General features: G+C 71.1%; 14 protein-coding genes. 6 read left to right on the top strand and 8 right to left on the bottom strand.

Translation table 11 applies throughout. From position 1 onward, the window contains the following. Positions 1–678, top strand: a 678-nt coding sequence (locus ABD213_RS14755; protein WP_344330199.1) for an HNH endonuclease signature motif containing protein, incomplete at its 5' end; no start/stop codon positions are given. 22 nt (positions 679–700) lie between these two features. On the opposite strand, the gene ABD213_RS14750 is transcribed toward ABD213_RS14755, so the two are convergent. Then, positions 701–1,201: a MarR family winged helix-turn-helix transcriptional regulator gene (locus ABD213_RS14750; RefSeq protein ID WP_344330197.1), complete on the bottom strand. Its 501-nt coding sequence runs from the start codon at positions 1,199–1,201 to the stop codon at positions 701–703. Between the two features lie 127 nt (positions 1,202–1,328). Here ABD213_RS14750 and icmF point away from each other — a divergent pair, with 127 nt between their 5' ends. The 4 genes from icmF (at position 1,329) to ABD213_RS14730 (ending at position 6,362) form a co-directional block, all read left to right on the top strand. After that, a complete protein-coding gene (gene icmF / locus ABD213_RS14745) occupies positions 1,329–4,586 on the top strand; it encodes a fused isobutyryl-CoA mutase/GTPase IcmF (protein ID WP_344330194.1) in 3,258 nt (1,085 codons plus the stop codon). Between the two features lie 73 nt (positions 4,587–4,659). Continuing rightward, positions 4,660–5,073: a hypothetical protein gene (locus ABD213_RS14740; RefSeq protein ID WP_344330193.1), complete on the top strand. Its 414-nt coding sequence runs from the start codon at positions 4,660–4,662 to the stop codon at positions 5,071–5,073. A 33-nt stretch (positions 5,074–5,106) separates the two neighbouring features. Beyond that, the gene (locus ABD213_RS14735) at positions 5,107–5,607 is read left to right on the top strand and encodes a thioesterase family protein (RefSeq protein ID WP_344330192.1); all 501 of its coding nucleotides are present in this window, start codon (positions 5,107–5,109) and stop codon (positions 5,605–5,607) included. After that, complete coding sequence (locus ABD213_RS14730) at positions 5,604–6,362, top strand: helical backbone metal receptor (RefSeq protein ID WP_344330191.1); 759 nt, start codon at positions 5,604–5,606, stop codon at positions 6,360–6,362. Before ABD213_RS14735 ends, ABD213_RS14730 begins: the two co-directional genes overlap by 4 nt. Positions 6,363–6,370: 8 nt before the next feature. Here ABD213_RS14730 and ABD213_RS14725 read toward each other — a convergent pair whose 3' ends face one another. From ABD213_RS14725 to ABD213_RS14695, 7 genes are all read right to left on the bottom strand, one after another. After that, positions 6,371–7,753 carry an NAD(P)/FAD-dependent oxidoreductase gene (locus ABD213_RS14725; protein WP_344330189.1) on the bottom strand — a complete coding sequence of 461 codons (1,383 nt, stop codon included), beginning with the start codon at positions 7,751–7,753 and terminating at the stop codon, positions 6,371–6,373. Positions 7,754–7,781: 28 nt separating this feature from the next. Continuing rightward, positions 7,782–8,795: a hypothetical protein gene (locus ABD213_RS14720; RefSeq protein ID WP_344330186.1), complete on the bottom strand. Its 1,014-nt coding sequence runs from the start codon at positions 8,793–8,795 to the stop codon at positions 7,782–7,784. A 5-nt stretch (positions 8,796–8,800) separates the two neighbouring features. Continuing rightward, a complete protein-coding gene (clpB, locus tag ABD213_RS14715) occupies positions 8,801–11,401 on the bottom strand; it encodes an ATP-dependent chaperone ClpB (protein ID WP_344330184.1) in 2,601 nt (866 codons plus the stop codon). Positions 11,402–11,477: 76 nt separating this feature from the next. Then, complete coding sequence (locus tag ABD213_RS14710) at positions 11,478–13,046, bottom strand: ferredoxin--NADP reductase (protein WP_344330182.1); 1,569 nt, start codon at positions 13,044–13,046, stop codon at positions 11,478–11,480. Continuing rightward, positions 13,043–13,906, bottom strand: coding sequence for an FAD:protein FMN transferase (locus ABD213_RS14705; protein ID WP_344330180.1), 864 nt, complete (start codon positions 13,904–13,906; stop codon positions 13,043–13,045). The genes ABD213_RS14710 and ABD213_RS14705 overlap by 4 nt, the downstream gene beginning before the upstream one ends. Continuing rightward, positions 13,903–14,388, bottom strand: coding sequence for a hypothetical protein (locus ABD213_RS14700; protein ID WP_344330179.1), 486 nt, complete (start codon positions 14,386–14,388; stop codon positions 13,903–13,905). Before ABD213_RS14700 ends, ABD213_RS14705 begins: the two co-directional genes overlap by 4 nt. A gap of 47 nt (positions 14,389–14,435) precedes the next feature. Then, positions 14,436–15,833, bottom strand: coding sequence for a phytoene desaturase family protein (locus ABD213_RS14695; RefSeq protein ID WP_344330176.1), 1,398 nt, complete (start codon positions 15,831–15,833; stop codon positions 14,436–14,438). A 129-nt stretch (positions 15,834–15,962) separates the two neighbouring features. Between ABD213_RS14695 and ABD213_RS14690 the strand changes: the two genes are divergently transcribed. Continuing rightward, entirely contained in the window at positions 15,963–17,336 is a 1,374-nt protein-coding gene (locus ABD213_RS14690; protein ID WP_344330175.1) for an FAD-dependent oxidoreductase, read from the top strand. The last annotated feature ends 3 nt before the right edge of the window (positions 17,337–17,339 follow it).

Below are 17,339 nucleotides of genomic sequence, written 5' to 3'. Positions count from 1 at the left end.
CGGGCCGAGAAGGCCCGCGAGCAACGGCATGTGTCGCTGCATCACCTCGAGGACGGCATGTCCTGGCTTTCGGCCTACCTGCCGTCCCACCAGGCGGCAGCGGTGATGAAGCGCCTCGACCGCGCCGGCCGTATCCCGCTCGACGACGAAGACACCAGAACGCTGCCGCAGCGCAGCGCCGACCTGTTCGTCTCCTGGCTCACCCACGGCGAGACCACCGACCTCCCCACCGTCACCGGCGACGTCGCCGTCACCATCGAGGCCGACGTCCTCACCGGCCTGGTCGACGGCCACGCTGACTCCTCGGACGGCAGCTGGCAGGTGCCGCCATCATGGATCCTCGACGATCTCGATGCCGACGACACCTTCTGGCATCGCATCATCACCGACCCCGTCACCAGCGACGTTCTCGCCCATGACTATGTCGGACGCTTCGCCCCCGAGACCCTCGCGAAGGCCATCCGATTCCGCGACGGCGTCTGCCGAGCACCCGGATGCAGAGTCCCAGCCGAACGGTGCGACCTCGACCACCGAGAACCCTGGCCCACCGGCCCCACCACCGGGGACAACATGTGGGCACTGTGCAGGAGACACCACTCGATGAAGGGCCACGGCGTCCTGCGATGGGTCCTGCCGTCAGGACGCGACCTCCCCGCCGACGTGCCACTCGCCTCCTGAACCCGACCGCGTCGGGTCCAGGTCACCCCTCGAAGTCCGCGCGCCGCAACAGCTTCAGCAGGGCGTACGCGTCGCGCTGCTGCTCCGCGTCCAGACCCGCAATGGCGAAGTCCGCGTCCATGAGCGCCGCGGTCGCGGCGTCGAGCACCCGCTCACCCTCGGACGTCAGGCTGGCGAACGTCCGACGTCGGTCCGTCGGGTCCGTCTCACGCACGACCAGGCCCTGGCCGACCAGTCGGTCGATCGCGTTCGTCACCGACGTCGGGTGCACCATCAGCCGCTCGCCGATCATGCTCAGCGACAGCCGGCCCTCCTTGCTGAAGGAGATCAACCGCAGCACCTCGAACCGGGCGAACGTGATGCCGTGCGGCTTCAACGCCGCGTCGAGGCGCTGGCTCAGGATCTGCTGCACCCGCATGATCGACGTCGCCAGCTGCATCGACGTCGCGTCGCCGACGTGCTTCTCCCACAGCTCGCCGGCCCGCTCGAGCGGGTCGAAGGGCAGCTGACCGGACGTGGGCACGCCCACATCGTAGGGGTACCTCGACACCACCGAGGTTCGGCGCGATCCTGAGACCGTCGGCCGCCGCACGTGACACGGACCACCCAAGTTAGTAGGATGTCCGAATATCAGCCGTCCTAGGAGTCCCATGACCTCGCTGCACGTCCCCACGAACCCCGTCCGCCTCGTGACGGCGTCCGCGCTGTTCGACGGTCACGACGCCAGCATCAACATCATGCGGCGCATCTTCCAGAGCCAGGGCGCCGAGGTGATCCACCTCGGGCACAACCGCTCGGTCAAGGAGGTCGTCGACGCCGCCATCGAGGAGGACGTGCAGGGCGTCGCCGTCTCGTCCTACCAGGGCGGGCACGTCGAGTACTTCGAGTACCTCGTGGAGTCGCTGCGCGCCCAGGGCGCCGGACACGTCCAGGTGGTCGGCGGGGGTGGCGGTGTGATCGTGCCCGAGGAGATCGCCCGGCTGCGCGAGTCCGGCGTCACGATCTTCTCGCCCGAGGACGGGCAGCGCCTCGGCCTCGTCGGCATGATCAACTCCGTCGTCAAGACCTGCGACGTCGACCTCACCAGCATCGGCACCTTCGACGTCGACGCGGTCCTCGCCGGCGACCGCTCCGCGCTCGCCCGTGCCATCACCCTGGCCGAGACCGGCAGGCTCACCGGCGACGACCTCGCCCGCGTGCAGGAAGCCGCCGCGGCGCACCCCTCCCCCGTGCTCGGCATCACCGGCACCGGCGGGTCCGGCAAGTCCTCGCTCACCGACGAGCTCGTCCGCCGCTTCCGCGTCGACCAGCAGGACAAGCTGCGCGTCGCCGTCCTCGCCGTCGACCCCACCCGTCGTCGCGGCGGCGGTGCCCTGCTCGGCGACCGCATCCGCATGAACTCCCTCGGCAGTGCCATGAGCGGGGGGGAACGCACCTACTTCCGCTCCCTCGCGACCCGCGGCTCCCACGAGCTGCCCGACTGCCTCGACGACGTCATCGCCGTCCTCAAGGCCGCCGCGTTCGACCTCGTCATCGTCGAGACCCCCGGCATCGGGCAGGGCGACGCGGCGATCGTGCCGCACGTCGACACCTCGATGTACGTCATGACGCCGGAGTTCGGGGCCGCGTCCCAGCTGGAGAAGATCGACATGCTCGACTTCGCCGACGTCGTCGCGATCAACAAGTTCGAGCGCCGCGGCGCCAAGGACGCCTTCCGCGACGTCGGCCGCCAGCTCGTGCGCAACAAGGAGGCGTTCGGCAAGAAGCCCGAGGACATGCCGATCTTCGGCACGTCGGCCGCCACCTTCAACGACGACGGCGTCACCGCCCTCTACCAGCACCTGCGCGACGCCCTCGGCGAGCGCGGACTGTCCGTCGCCGAGGGCGTGCTGCCGCCGGTCGACGTCCGCTACTCCAGCGGCATCCAGGCCGTCGTGCCGGCCGACCGCGTCCGCTACCTCTCGGAGATCACCGAGACCGTCCGCGGCTACCACGACGAGACCGAGCGCCTCGCCGACGCCGCCGACCGCGCCCAGCGCCTCGAGCTGACCGCCGCCGAGCTCGCCGACGCCGACCTCGCCACCACCGACGTCGACACACTGCTCGATCAGGCCCGCAAGGCCGTCCCGCACGAGGTGGCCGACCAGATCGCTGCCTGGCCGGCCGTCGTGGAGTCCTACTCCGGCGACGAGCAGGTGGTGAGGATCCGCGACAAGGAGATCACCACGCAGCTCACCCGCGAGTCGCTCTCGGGCACCAAGGTCTCGCGCGTCAGCCTGCCCCGCACCACCCACCACGGCGACCTCGTCCGCTTCTGGCGACGCGAGAACCTGCCCGGCTACTTCCCCTTCACCGCCGGCGTCTTCCCGTTCAAGCGGATTGCCGGTCAGGAGGGGGGCGAGGAACCAGCCCGCATGTTCGCGGGCGAGGGCGACCCGTTCCGCACCAACCGCCGCTTCAAGCTGCTCAGCGAGGACGGCGACGCCACCCGCCTCTCCACCGCGTTCGACTCCGTCACCCTCTACGGCCGCGACCCCGACGAGCGTCCCGACGTCTACGGCAAGGTCGGCACGTCCGGCGTCTCCGTGGCCACGCTCGACGACATGAAGGCGCTGTACGACGGGTTCGACCTCGTCGCGCCGTCCACGTCGGTCTCCATGACGATCAACGGTCCCGCGCCCACGGTCCTGGCGTTCTTCCTCAACACCGTCATCGACCAGCAGGTCGACGCGTTCCGCGAGCGGGAGGGCCGCGACCCCGACGACGCCGAGCGCGCCGAGCTGCGCTCCTACGCGCTGAAGAACGTCCGGGGCACCGTGCAGGCCGACATCCTCAAGGAGGACCAGGGCCAGAACACGTGCCTGTTCTCCACCGAGTTCAGCCTGCGCATGATGGGCGACATCCAGCAGTTCTTCATCGACGAGGGCGTCCGGAACTTCTACTCCGTCTCGATCTCCGGCTACCACATCGCCGAGGCCGGGGCGAACCCCATCAGCCAGCTCGCGTTCACCCTCGCCAACGGGTTCACGTACGTCGAGTCGTACCTGGCGCGCGGCATGGACATTGACGCGTTCGCACCGAACCTGTCGTTCTTCTTCTCCAACGGGATGGACCCCGAGTACACCGTCCTCGGGCGCGTGGCGCGACGCATCTGGGCGATCGCCATGAAGGAGAAGTACGGCGCGAACGAGCGCAGCCAGAAGCTCAAGTACCACGTGCAGACGTCGGGCCGCTCCCTGCACGCGCAGGAGATGGACTTCAACGACATCCGCACCACCCTGCAGGCACTCATCGCGATCTACGACAACGCCAACAGCCTGCACACCAACGCCTACGACGAGGCGATCACGACCCCCAGCAGCGAGTCGGTGCGCCGGGCACTGGCGATCCAGCTCATCATCAACCGCGAGTGGGGCCTGGCGATGAACGAGAACCCCCTGCAAGGTGCCTTCATCATCGACGAGCTCACCGACCTCGTCGAGGCGGCGGTGCTGGCGGAGTTCGACGCGATCAACGAGCGCGGCGGCGTCCTCGGCGCCATGGAGACCGGCTACCAGCGCGGCCGCATCCAGGACGAGTCGATGCTCTACGAGCACCGCAAGCACGACGGCTCCCTGCCGATCATCGGCGTCAACACGTTCCGTCGGCCCGAGTCCGAGACCGAGCCGGTCGTCGTCGAGCTGGCCCGTGCCACCGAGACCGAGAAGCAGTCGCAGCTCGACCGCGTCCGTGCCTACCAGCAGTCGCACCGCTGCGAGGCCGACGACGCCATCGCCCGGCTCAAGGACGCCGCGATCTCCGGCGAGAACGTGTTCGCCGTGCTGATGGACGCCGCACGCGTCTGCAGCCTGCAGCAGGTCACCGAGGCGTTCTTCGAGGTGGGCGGGCAGTACCGGCGCAACGTCTGAGCGCGCGCACCCGGCCGCCATGCGGTAGCACGGTGGGGTGGGACCGCCACGGTCCCGAAGGGAGCACGACATCATGAACGACTGGACATGGATCGTCATCGCCGTCGTGGCGGTCGTCGCGATCATCGCGCTGGCCCTGCTGGCCAAGCGCGCCGCGGACCGCCGCAAGGTCGAGGACCAGCGACGCGACCGGGAGAAGGCCGCACGCCTGCGCGACGAGGCGGCCGAGACCAGCCTCGAGGCGCGCCGCACCGAGGCCGGAGCCATGACCGCTCGCGTCGATGCCGACGAGGCGAGGGTCGAGGCCGAGCGGCTCGAGCGTCATGCGCGCGAGCTCGAGGAGGAGGCGCAGCGCGCCCAGGCCACTGCCCACGAGCGGTTGGAGGAGGCCGAGCGCATCGACCCGGACATCGACGCTTCGCCGGAGTCCACCGACACCGCCGGCGCTCACCGCGCCGACCCGGACACTGCGCCGCCCGCGCGCTGAGCCGTCCGGAAGGGGGTGGGTAGGGTCCGCACCATGAAGGCCCTCCCCACCCCCGACCAGGTACGCCAGCTCCCCGCCGTCAGGACGTCCGTCGTCGGCGAGGACGCCCTCGACGAGAACGACCACATGACGATCGGGCGGTACTTCGAGGAGCTCGCGCGCGCCCTGTGGGACCGCACCATCGCGCTCGGCATGGGTCAGGAGTACATCGACGGCCGCGGTCTGAGCACGTTCACCGCCGAGCAGCACCTCACCTACCTGGGCGAGCTGCGTCGCGGCGACGAGTTCTCGCTGCACGTGCGGATGGTCGAGCGGTCCGAGAAGGTGCTGCATGCGGTCGTGATGATGCTCGACGCGACGCGCGACCGTCTGGCGTGCGTCTTCGAGTCCACCGCCGTCCACGTCGACATGACGTCGCGTCGGCCCACGCCGTTCCCGGACGACATCGCCGCCGCACTCGACGCCGCGCTCACCGCTGACGCGGTGGACTGGCCCGCGCCGTTGTGCGGCGCCATGGGGGTGCGCCGCGGGTGAGGCTCGACGACCTCGGGCACGACGTCGCGACCCCCGCTCCTGCACGGCGGGTCGTCTCCCTCGTGCCGAGCCTGACCGAGGCGATCGCCGCCACCCGGCCGCAGGCGCTCGTCGGTGCGACCGAGTGGTGCACCCACCCCACGGACCTCGACGTGACCCGCGTCCGCGGCACGAAGAACCCGGACCGGGCGGTGATCGAGGCGCTCGCCCCGGACCTCGTCGTCGCGAACCAGGAGGAGAACCGCGAGCTCGACGTCCGGCGACTGCGGGAGGCGGGCGTGCCGGTGTGGGTGACGCGCATCGAGACCCTCGACGAGGCGTTCGCCGCGATGCGCAGGCTGTTCGACGACGCACTCGCGTGGGGGTCGCCGGCGTGGCTCGACGAGGCGGAGCAGGCGTGGTCCGAGCGCCCCCCGATCGCTGGTCGCGTGGCGGTGCCGATCTGGCGCGACCCCTGGATGGTGGTCGGCCCCCGCACCTTCACCACCGACCTGCTCGCGCGGCTCGGCTGGCACAACGTCTTCGCCTCCTCCGCACCCGATGCCGACCGCTACCCGCACGTCGACGTCGCCGAGGTCGACCGACCCGACGTCGACGTCGTGCTGCTGCCCGACGAGCCGTACGTCTTCGGGCCCGACGACGGACCCGAGGCGTTCACCTCGGCGCCCACACGACTGGTCTCGGGTCGCCTGCTCACCTGGTACGGCCCTTCGCTGCTGGAGGCCGCCAGCGCGCTCCCGCGCCCCGCCGGCTGAGGAACCCCTCAGCCGCGACCGGCGGTCTGCTTCTCCCGGGACCGCGACGCGGCACGGCGCTCGAGCACCCGGCGCTCCGCGCGCTGCTTCTCCACCGGCGTGATCGTCATCTTGTGCTTGGAGACGACGTACGGCGTCTCCCCGACGATCGCGTTGTGGCTGCCGCTGAACAGGTACTTGCTCCCCAGGTTGATCATCGTGGCGAGGCGGTTGCGGTTGCCCAGCAACGTCAGGATGTGCAGCGCCACCCAGATGATCCAGGCGATGAAGCCCTTCAACTTGGGCAGGCCCTTGATCTCCGCGATCGCCGACGACTTGCCGATGGTGGCCATCGTGCCCTTGTCGGAGTAGGAGAACGCCTTGGGCAGCTTCTTGCCGTCGGCCTCGGCGCGGATCACCTTGGCGACGTGCTTGCCGCCCTGGATCGCCGGCTGCGCGAGCTGCGGCAGCGGGTCGGGACCGATGGAGATGTCGCCGATCGCGTACACACCCTCGCGACCCTTGACGCGCTGGTGCTCGTCGACCTCGATGCGCCCACCGCGTCCCTGGGGCACGTCCCAGTCCATGACGCTCGGGTGGGCGGTGACGCCCGTGGCCCAGACGATGATCCCGGCCTCGAGGAACTCCTGCTGTCCGTCGTTCTCCACGAGCACGCCGTCGGCGCGGACCTCCTTGACGGCGGTGTTGAGCCGCAGGTCGACGTCGCGCTTCTCCAGCGAGCGGCGGGCGTAGTCGCGCAGCTTCTCGTCGAACGGACCGAGCACGTGCGGGGCCATCTCCAGCAGCGTCACGTGAATGCGGGCCCGGTCGAGCTCGGGGTAGGTGGTGGGCATGTCGTGGTTGCGGAACTCCGCGAACGCACCGGCGGTCTCGACGCCCGTGGCGCCGCCACCGACGACGACGATGCGCAGGTCGGAGTCCTGGCCGTTGATGGCGAACTCCTCCAGGTTCGCGAACAGCCGGTCGCGCACCTTGAGCGCGTCCGACCGCTTGTACAGCGGGAGCGCGTGCTCCTCGGCACCCGGTGTCCCGAAGTAGTTCGTGGTGACGCCGTTGGCGAGGATCAGGTGGTCGTAGGTGACCGAGACGTCCCCGTGCAGGCTGAGCGTCTTCGAGGCGTGGTCGATGCTCGTGACGATGCCCTTGACGAAGCGGACGTTGCGCTGCTTGGCGCGGATCGCGCGCAGGAACCAGGTGATGTCGCCGGGGTTCAGGCTGGCGGTCGCGACCTGGTAGAGCAGCGGCTGGAAGGTGTTGTACGTGTGCCGGTCGATCAGGGTGATGTCGACGTCGGCGCGCTTGAGCTTGCGGACGGCGGCGAGGCCGCCGAAGCCACCGCCCACGACGACGACGTGGGGGCGGGTGCGAGGCGCGGAGGGGGTGCTGGCCATGCTCGAAACGATACTCGCGTGATGGCGCTCACGCGTGGTCGCGCCCTGCAACCGTCGCCACCCAGGCCCGGGTCTCGGGCTTGTTCAGCTGGACCATCGCGACGACGGCCGCGATGGCCGAGAACAGGCTGAGCGGCAGGAAGACCACCGCGGCCACGAGGGTCACGACGCACATCGCGAAGAGCGCGGCGACACCGCCACGACGTCCGGTGCGCGCCCACAGCGCGGCGAGCAGGCCCAGCAGGGACAACCCGATCCAGCTCAGCGTCGCGACCCGCATCGTCGTGATGATCGCGTCGGTGGTCCAGCCCGAGCCACGCACGAGGTCCTGCGCCATGCCCGGCTGCTCGAGCGCCTGTCGGTAGGCATCGGCACCGAGGAACACGCCGATGCCTCCGAGGACGCCGGCCACGAGGGTCATGGCGGAGAAGGCGACCGTCAGCCACACGGCCAGCTCGAGCGAGCGGGGGCGCTGGTTCGGACCCGGGGGCGGGACGTCGACCTGCGCCACGGGCGCAGCCGCCGGCGCTTCGGCGAAGGGGTCCGTCGAGGGCGGGGTCACCGTTCCGGTGGCTCGCCCGCCGGCACGCTCGGGCACGGCTCGGCCGTTCTTCTCGGCGAACCATCGCCGGGCGTCGCGCGACCACAGCGCGGACACGCACACCGCCGCGAGCAGGGCGGGCAGCAACCCGGCGACGCCGGTGGCCACGAACGTCAACGACGTGAGCACGAGCAGGCCGGAGAGCACCCACCGCGACGGCTCGTGCCCACGGGCCGCGTAGAGCGCCAGCACGCCGGTCGCGACCGCCAGGACGATGACGACCTGCGCGGCGATGCGCAGGTAGCCGAGCAGCTGGTCCATCGTCAGGTCCAGGCTGGCCACGGGCTCGGTGGTCAGGACCTCCTCGAGCCCGTCCTGCATGGCCAGGGAGCCCCAGTCGGACAGCGCGGCCATCAGGTTGACGATGACGAGCAGCGAGCTGAACCCGACGAACAGGCAGGCGAGCGTCACCGGGGTGGGCCGACGGGGCGCTTCTGGCATGCGCTTCAGACTACCGAGATGGCCAGAGCGTCACCGTCGAGGTCTCGGTCGACCCGCACGGTGTCGCCGTCGCGGACGTCTCCGGCGAGCAGGGCCCGGGCGAGCTGGTCTCCGACGGCCTGCTGCACGAGACGACGCAACGGACGCGCGCCGTACGCGGGATCCCACCCGGTCAGCGCGAGCCACTCCTTCGCGGCGTCGGTGACGTCGAGGCTGATGCGACGCTGCGCCAGCCGTCGACCCAGGGACGTCAGCTGCAGGTCGACGATGTGGGTGAGCTCATCGGTGCCGAGCGGGTCGAACGTCACCACCTCGTCGAGCCGGTTCAGGAACTCCGGCTTGAACGAGGCCCTGACGACGTCCATCACCGCAGCACGCTTGGCGTCGTCGTCGAGGGTCGGGTCGGCGAGGAACGTCGAGCCGAGGTTCGACGTGAGCACGAGGATCACGTTGCGGAAGTCGACCGTGCGGCCCTGCCCGTCGGTCAGGCGGCCGTCGTCGAGCACCTGCAGGAGGATGTCGAAGACCTCCGGGTGCGCCTTCTCGACCTCGTCGAGCAGCACGACGGAGTAGGGCCGACGGCGGACCGCCTCGGTGAGCTGGCCGCCCTCGTCGTAGCCGACGTAGCCGGGAGGGGCGCCGACGAGGCGGCTGACGCTGTGCTTCTCGCCGTACTCGCTCATGTCGATGCGCACCATGGCGCGCTCGTCGTCGAACAGGAACTCCGCGAGCGCCTTGGCGAGCTCGGTCTTGCCCACGCCGGTGGGCCCGAGGAACAGGAACGAGCCCACGGGACGGTCCGGGTCGGAGATGCCGGCCCGGGCGCGGCGGACCGCGTCCGAGACGGCGGCGACGGCCGTCCGCTGACCGATGAGGCGCTTGCCGAGCTCGTCCTCCATGCGCAGGAGCTTGCCGGTCTCGCCCTCGAGCAGGCGACCGGTGGGGATGCCGGTCCAGGCCGCGACGACCTCGGCGATCTCGTCGGCGGTCACCTCGTCGTGGACGAGGCGGTCGTCGGTGTCTCCCTCCTCGCGCCGCGCCTCGGCCGCCTGGGCGTCGGCGAGCTGCTGCTCCATCGCCGGGATCTCGGCGTACAGCAGGCGGGCTGCGGTCTCGAGGTCGCCCTCGCGCTGAGCCCGCTCGGCCGCGATGCGCACCTCGTCGATGCGCTCCTTGATCTCACCGACCGCGTTGAGGCTCTGCTTCTCGGCCTCCCACCGCTGCTCGAGCGCACGCAGGCTCTCGGCCTGGTCGGCCAGCTCCGAGCGCAGCGCGGCGAGCCGCTCCACCGACGCGGCGTCGGACTCCTTCTCCAGGTGCAGCTCCTCCATGCGCAGCCGGTCGACGCTGCGGCGCAGCTCGTCGATCTCGACGGGGCTGGAGTCGATCTCCATGCGCAGGCGGCTGCCCGCCTCGTCCACGAGGTCGATCGCCTTGTCCGGCAGCTGCCGACCGGGGATGTAGCGCTCCGACAGCGTGGCGGCGGCGACGAGCGCGGAGTCGGCGATGGCGACCTTGTGGTGCGCCTCGTAGCGCTCCTTGAGCCCGCGCAGGATCGCGATGGTGTCCTCGGCGCTCGGCTCGCCGACCAGCACCTGCTGGAAGCGGCGCTCCAGCGCCGGGTCCTTCTCGATGTTCTCGCGGTACTCGTCGAGGGTGGTGGCACCGATCATCCGCAGCTCGCCGCGGGCGAGCATCGGCTTGAGCATGTTGCCGGCGTCCATGGAGGAGTCGCCACCGGCACCCGCGCCGACGACGGTGTGCAGCTCGTCGATGAAGGTGATGACCTGGCCGTCGGACTCCTTGATCTCGGCCAGGACGGCCTTGAGGCGCTCCTCGAACTCGCCGCGGTACTTCGCACCCGCCACCATCGCGGGCAGGTCGAGGCTGATCAGCCGGCGCCCGCGCAGCGACTCCGGCACGTCACCGGCGACGATGCGCTGGGCGAGACCTTCGACGACGGCGGTCTTGCCGACGCCCGGCTCGCCGATCAGGACCGGGTTGTTCTTGGTGCGGCGGCTGAGCACCTGCACGACGCGTCGGATCTCCGCATCGCGACCGATGACGGGGTCGAGCGTGCCCTCCCGCGCGACGGCGGTGAGGTCGACGCCGTACTTCTCCAGGGTCTGGTAGTTCTCCTCGGCGTCGGCGCTGGTGGCGCGGGCGGAGCCACGGACGCTGGAGAAGGCCGCACGCAGCGCATCGGGAGTGGCGCCGCGGGACGCGAGGGCACGCGAGGCGCTGGACTCGACCGTGGCGAGGCCGACCACCAGGTGCTCGGTGGAGACGAACTCGTCGCCCAGCTCGCGGGCGAGGTCGATGGCCCGCTGGAGCACCTCGTGGCTCGAGCGGGCGAGCGTCGGATTGGCGACGGTGCTGCCGCTCGCCGACGGGAGGGCGTCGAGAGCGGTCTTGAGGTCGCCGAGGACCTCGGCCGGGTCGGTGCCGGCGGCCTGCAGCAGAGGTGCGGCGGTACCGCCGTCCTGGGTGAGCAGGGCGGACAGGAGGTGGGCCGGCTCGACGGCGGCGTGACCGGCCGCGGCCGCCTGCGACGCAGCGGAGGCCAGCGCCTGTTGGGAACGGGTCGTGAGGGAGGAGAGGTCCATGCGAGCTCCTGAGGATCGTGCGGTTGCTGCTCATCACAACAATACGAGAGTTGAGTCCATTCCACTCAACCTTGATTCAGTAGCCCGTGAAGTGGTCGGTCCGTACCGACCTCACGTGCGGGCGCAGGTGGCGGCGCACTGCGTCGACCATCGCCGGCGGACCGGAGACCATCGCGACCCGGTCCGCGGCGTCGGGAACCGCCGAGGTGACGACGTCGGCGCTCAACAGGGGCGCCGAGACGTGGCGCCAGCCCTCCGGCAGGTCGGCGGGCCGGTCGGGGCTGACCAGCACGACGTCGACCCCGGTGTCCACGAGCTCGTCGCGGTAGGGCACGTCGTCACCGTCGGGCACCCCGTAGACCAGGATGGCGTCGCCGACGTCGTGCGAGCGCAGCTGGCTCAGGAAGGGCGTCACGCCGATGCCGCCGGCCACGAGCAGCGGCCGAGCACCGGGTCGTGGCCACACGAAGTCGCCGTGCACGCCCGTGGCGGCGACGCGTGCGCCCTCTGCCGTCGCGAGCAGCCGCTGCTTGAGGCTCGAGGACCGCTCGGGGACGCGCAGCGCGACGGTCAGCTCGTCGGCGTGAGGAGGGGAGGAGATGCTGAAGACGCGTCGCGGACCGCGCCGGTCGCTGCGGTGGGGCACGTGGAGCTCGAGGTACTGGCCGGCCTCGAAGCGCACCGGACGCCGCGGCACGAAGGTCACCTCGTGGACGTCGCCACCGAGCGGCCGCGAGCCTCGCACCTCGAGCCGGATCCCCGTCCGGGGCGCGAGGGCGAACGCGACGACGTTGCCGATCAGGAGCGCGAGCTCCGGCGACATCGCGACCGGCCCGACCGTCGGCAGCGTGACCTCCAGCAGCACGGCGAGGGTCGGCAGGGCCACGAGGACGGCCACGACGACGGCCACCGTCATCTGCTGCCACCGGCGCGGCGGCAGCGTGAGCGGCTCGGTCAGCATGTAGCCCGCGATGAAGACGATCGGGAACGAGTACAGCGCCACCCGGAGCGCGTCGCCCACGCCGGAGCCGGTGCCCGCGACCAACGACACCACGACGAGCACGGTCGCGAGCACGGCGAACACGACACCGATCCCGACCTTGCGGGTCCGCCACACGATGGCGAGGGCACCGAGGGCCACGAACGGCAGCAGGGACTGCGTGGCGGCGGTCTGCCAGAGCGGGTTGATGGTCTGCTCGCGGCCGAGCGCCCACTGGGCCAGCACGACGAGGACCGAGCCGGCGGCGGCCGGGTTCAGCAGGTGCCGCCCACGCCAGGCTATGACGTACTTGGAGAGCATCGCGAGTGCCCCGGCGCCTGCGAACCAGGCCTGGTTGGCCCAGGTGATGCCGTCCGGCGTCGTCGGGAGCGGGACGAAGATCATGTAGAGCAGCAGCGCGGTGATGACCGCCGACTCGTCGTGCGGCGCCACCCGGAGCGCGAGGGCGATCAACCGGTTGCTCGCCACCGACGCCACGACGACCACCGCCAGCGAGACGAGGTTGCCGGTCGTCGACAACCCGGTGATGACGCCCGTCGCCGTGAACAGCGTGTAGACGGCGATGGTGACCGCGAGCGCGATCGTGATGAGCCGGTACATCGTGACGCGGCCCAGCAGCGCGTCGATGCGGGTGAGCAGGGTCATCGGCCGAACACCTCCACGGCGAGATCGCGGGACCATCGGACGCTGCCGTCGGCCTTCATGATCACCCAGCCGAACCGCCACTGCCGTGCGAGGTCCTCGGGTCGGGTGAAGAAGAGGGCGGTCGCCAGGCCGTCGGCGGTCATCGCGTCGTCGGCGACGACCCACGTGGCCATGACGTCGCGGGTCGGCTCGCCGGTGCGTCCGTCGAGGACGTGGTGCAGCCCGTCGCCCCACGCCCGGCGGTCGGTGGCGGAGGCCGCGAGCGCCTCGCCCGAGGCGACCTCGACGACGCCGACGGCCTTCGTGTGGTCGCGCGGGTCCTGCAGGGCGACGCGCAGCGGCCACTCGCCCGCGTGCAGGAGGTCTCCGCTGCCGTCGACGGTGTGCCGCGCGTGGCCCGTCTCGGCCAGGCAGCGGGACACCGCATCGACGACGAAGCCCTTGCCGGCCGCACCGACGTCGACCAGCACCGGCGCCGCGAGGTGCAGGACGGGCGGGTCCCAGCGGACGACGTCCCACGAGGGCACGGCGGCCGGTGTGGCGGAGGGACGCAGCGTGTAGTCGGCGTCGTAGCCGAGGTCGGCCAGCCGTCGACCGACGAGCGGGGTGAGCGCTCCGTCGGTCGCGGCGTGCAGCCGGTCGTAGAACCGCAGCAGGCGGTCGTCGCTCGCGCAGAGCTCCCAGGATCCACCCGTCTCAGCGGCCCTGCTCACGAGCGAGTCGGGTCGAAACCTCGACCACCGACGGTCGATCGCGTCGATGACGTCGAGCACCGTCCGGCGCGAGGTGTCGTCGAGAGGGTCGGTGGTCTCGATCTCCCACGCCGTCCCGATGGCCTCGAAGCGCCAGACGGCGGTCACGCCGCCGCGTCGGCCTTGATCTGCTCGACGGCCTCGTTGAACCCGTCCGCGGTCAGCGACGACCCGGCGACGCGTCCGACGTCGAGGTCGTCGATGGCCACCCCCACGACCTCGTCGGCGATGCCGCCGGCGAACTGGTCCTGGAACTGACGCGAGGTGCCCGAGGCCATCGGGGTGACGGTGACGTCGGCGACCGTGTTGTCCTCGAGCGTCAGCTCGACGGAGACCTCCGACGTGCCACCGGGGTTGGAGTAGGTGCCGTTGGCCGCGTACGTGCCGTCGGCGTAGTCGCCACCGGGAGCGGGGGCGGCGTCCGAGCCGCCGTCGGTGGTCTCGGCGGAGTCGGTGCCGGCGGCGTCGGTGGAGTCACCGCCGCAGGCGGCGGTGGTGAGGACGGCCGTGGCGGCGACGGCGGTCATGAGGGGCTTGGCCAGGCGGGGCAGGGACACGAGTCTCTCCTCGGTGGTGGTCAGTCCGGACATCGTTTCACGGTCGACCACACGACGCCGGGCAGTGCACGATGGTTCCCTCACAGGCTCCGCAGGGCCCGCGTGGCGGCGTGGTAGCCGGCCATGCCGTGCACGCCGCCCCCGGGAGGGGTCGAGGAGGAGCACAAGTAGACGCCGCGGGTGAGGCGGTAGGGGTCGGGCGCGACCTGCGGACGGAACACCAGCTGCCTCGGCGTGAGCGCGCCGCCGGAGATGTCGCCGCCGACGTAGTTCGCGTTCTCCGCGTACAGGTCGGCCGGGGTGCGCACCGCCGTGGCGACGATGCGCTCGCGGGTCCCGGGGGCGAACCGCTCGATCTGGCGCACGATCGCCTCGGTGGCGTCGCCGGTGTAGCCGTGCGGGACGTGGGCGTAGGCCCAGACCGGGTGGACGTCGCCGACGGAGCGGGCAGGGTCGGCGAGGTACTGCTGGGTCAGCAGCACGAACGGCCGATCCGGCATGCGTCCTGCGGCGACGGCGCGCTCGGCGGCGTCGACCTCCTCCAGTCGTCCGCCGACGTGGACGGTGCCTGCTCGCCGGGCAGCCTCGGCGGTCCACGGGACGCCACCCTCGACGGCGAGGTCGATCTTGAACGACGCCGGGCCGTGCTCCCACCGTGCGAACGCCTTGCGGGTGCGGGCGGGCAGGCGGTCGCCGAGGAGCGTCACGGCCTGGTCGGGTGCGGTGTCCAGGAGGACGAGGTCGGCGTCGGGGAGCGTGGTGACGCGCGTGCCGGTCTCGATCCGCCCCCCGGCGGCGAGGAAAGCGCCGGCCAGGGCGTCGGCGATGCTCTGCGACCCACCGATCGCCACCGGCCAGCCGCGCGAGTGGGCGGTGGTGCCGAACATGAGGCCGATGCCGCCGGTGACCGGCGCGCCGAGCGGGCGCACGGCGTGGGCGGCGAGGCCTGCGAAGAGCGCGCGCGCCGGGTCACCGGACCACCGACGCGCCAGCACGGTGGCGGGCATCAGCGCCGGCAGCCCGAAGCGGGCGAGGGCGAACGGGTGGCGCGGCACGTGCGCGATCGGACCGAGCAGCTCCGGCACGAGGGCCCCCGCCCGGGCCGCGTGCGGCGCGAAGGTGCTGCGCCACCGATCGCCGTCGGGTCCGAGCCCGGCGGCCGTCGCGTCGAGGTCGCGGTGCAGGACCCCTGCGTCGCCACCGTCGAGCGGGTGCACCGCGTCGATCTCGGGCCACGCCCACCGCAGTCCGTGCTCGTGCAGCGCCAGTTCCTCGAAGATCGGCGACGCGACGCCCATCGGGTGCACGGCCGAGCAGATGTCGTGGACGAGCCCCGGCACGGTGAGCTCCGCGCTGCGGGTGCCGCCGCCGACGGTCGGTTCGGCCTCGAGGACCGTGACGTCGACCCCTGCGCGCGCGAGCACGACCGCTGCGGTGAGCCCGTTCGGCCCGGATCCGACGACGACGGCGGTGGTCATGTCTCGACACTAGACGTGGTCGATATCGCATGCTGGACGGGTGTGCCGGGTCGGGGTGGACAACTTAGGATGGGCTTATACACGCTGGATGACCCCTGCGTGTCCCCTGTCCCCAGGAGTCGTCAACACATGAGCAGGAACCTGCGCGTCGCCATCGTGGGTGCCGGTCCGGCCGGCGTCTACGCCGCCGACATCCTCACGAAGTCCGAGCTGCCCGAGGGCGTCGACGCCGTCTCGGTCGACCTCATCGAGCGTGACCCCACGCCGTTCGGGCTGATCCGCTACGGCGTCGCGCCGGACCACCCGCGGATCAAGGAGATCGTCAAGGCGCTCAAGCGTGTCATGGCCAACGACGCGATCCGCTTCTTCGGCAACGTCGCCTACGGCGACGACCTCAAGCTCGACGACCTCCGTCAGTTCTACGACGCCGTCGTCTTCGCGACCGGCGCGCGTCGCGACCGCGACCTCGACATCCCGGGCGTCGACCTCGACGGCTCCTTCGGCGCCGCCGACTTCGTCTACTGGTACGACGGCCACCCTGACGTCGACCGCGAGTGGGACTTCCAGCCGCACGCCAAGGAGGTCGCGGTGCTCGGCGTCGGCAACGTCGGTCTCGACGTCGCCCGCATCCTGGCCAAGACGGCCGAGGAGCTGCTCGTCACCGAGATCCCCGACAACGTCTACGAGGGCCTGAAGAAGAACGCCACCACCGACGTGCACGTCTTCGCCCGTCGCGGACCGGCACAGGTCAAGTTCACGCCCATGGAGCTGCGCGAGCTCAGCCACTCCCCGACCATCGACGTCATCGTCCACCCGGAGGGCTTCGAGCTCGACGAGGGATCCATGGAGGCCATCAAGGCCGCGAAGAGCCAGAAGCTCGTCGTCGACGTGCTGCAGAACTACCTGGCCAAGGAGCCCTCTGGCGCCGATCACCGCATCCACATCCACTTCTGCCAGAACCCGGTCGAGATCCTCGGCGAGGACGGTCGCGTGGTCGGTCTGCGCACCGAGGTCACCGAGCTCGACGGCACCGGCAACGTCCGCGGCACCGGCGAGTTCAAGGACTGGCCGGTCCAGGCCGTCTACCGGGCCATCGGCTACTACTCCGACAACCTCGCGGGCATCCCGTTCGACATCTCCAGCGGCACCGTCCCGAACGACGGCGGTCGCGTGATCGACATCGACGGCTCGCCCCTGCCGGGCGCCTACGTCACCGGCTGGATCAAGCGCGGACCGGTCGGCCTCATCGGCCACACGAAGTCCGACGCGGCCCAGACGGTCGAGCTCCTGCTGTCCGACGTCGCCGACCTCGAGTCGCCGGCGCAGCCCGATCGCGAGGCGGTCGACGCCTACCTCGACGGACGCGGCCTGGAGTACACGACGTGGGAGGGCTGGGAGAAGCTCGACGAGCACGAGCTCGGCCTGGGCGAGTCCCACGAGCACCAGCGCGAGCGCGTCAAGGTCGTTCCCCGCGACGAGATGGTGCGCATCTCGCGGTCCTGATGC

Source organism: Aeromicrobium halocynthiae, assembly GCF_039531385.1.
Classification (GTDB): Bacteria; Actinomycetota; Actinomycetes; order Propionibacteriales; family Nocardioidaceae; genus Aeromicrobium; species Aeromicrobium halocynthiae.
Note: the sequence above shows the minus strand (reverse complement) of the source record. Positions and strands in the feature narration are given on the sequence as shown.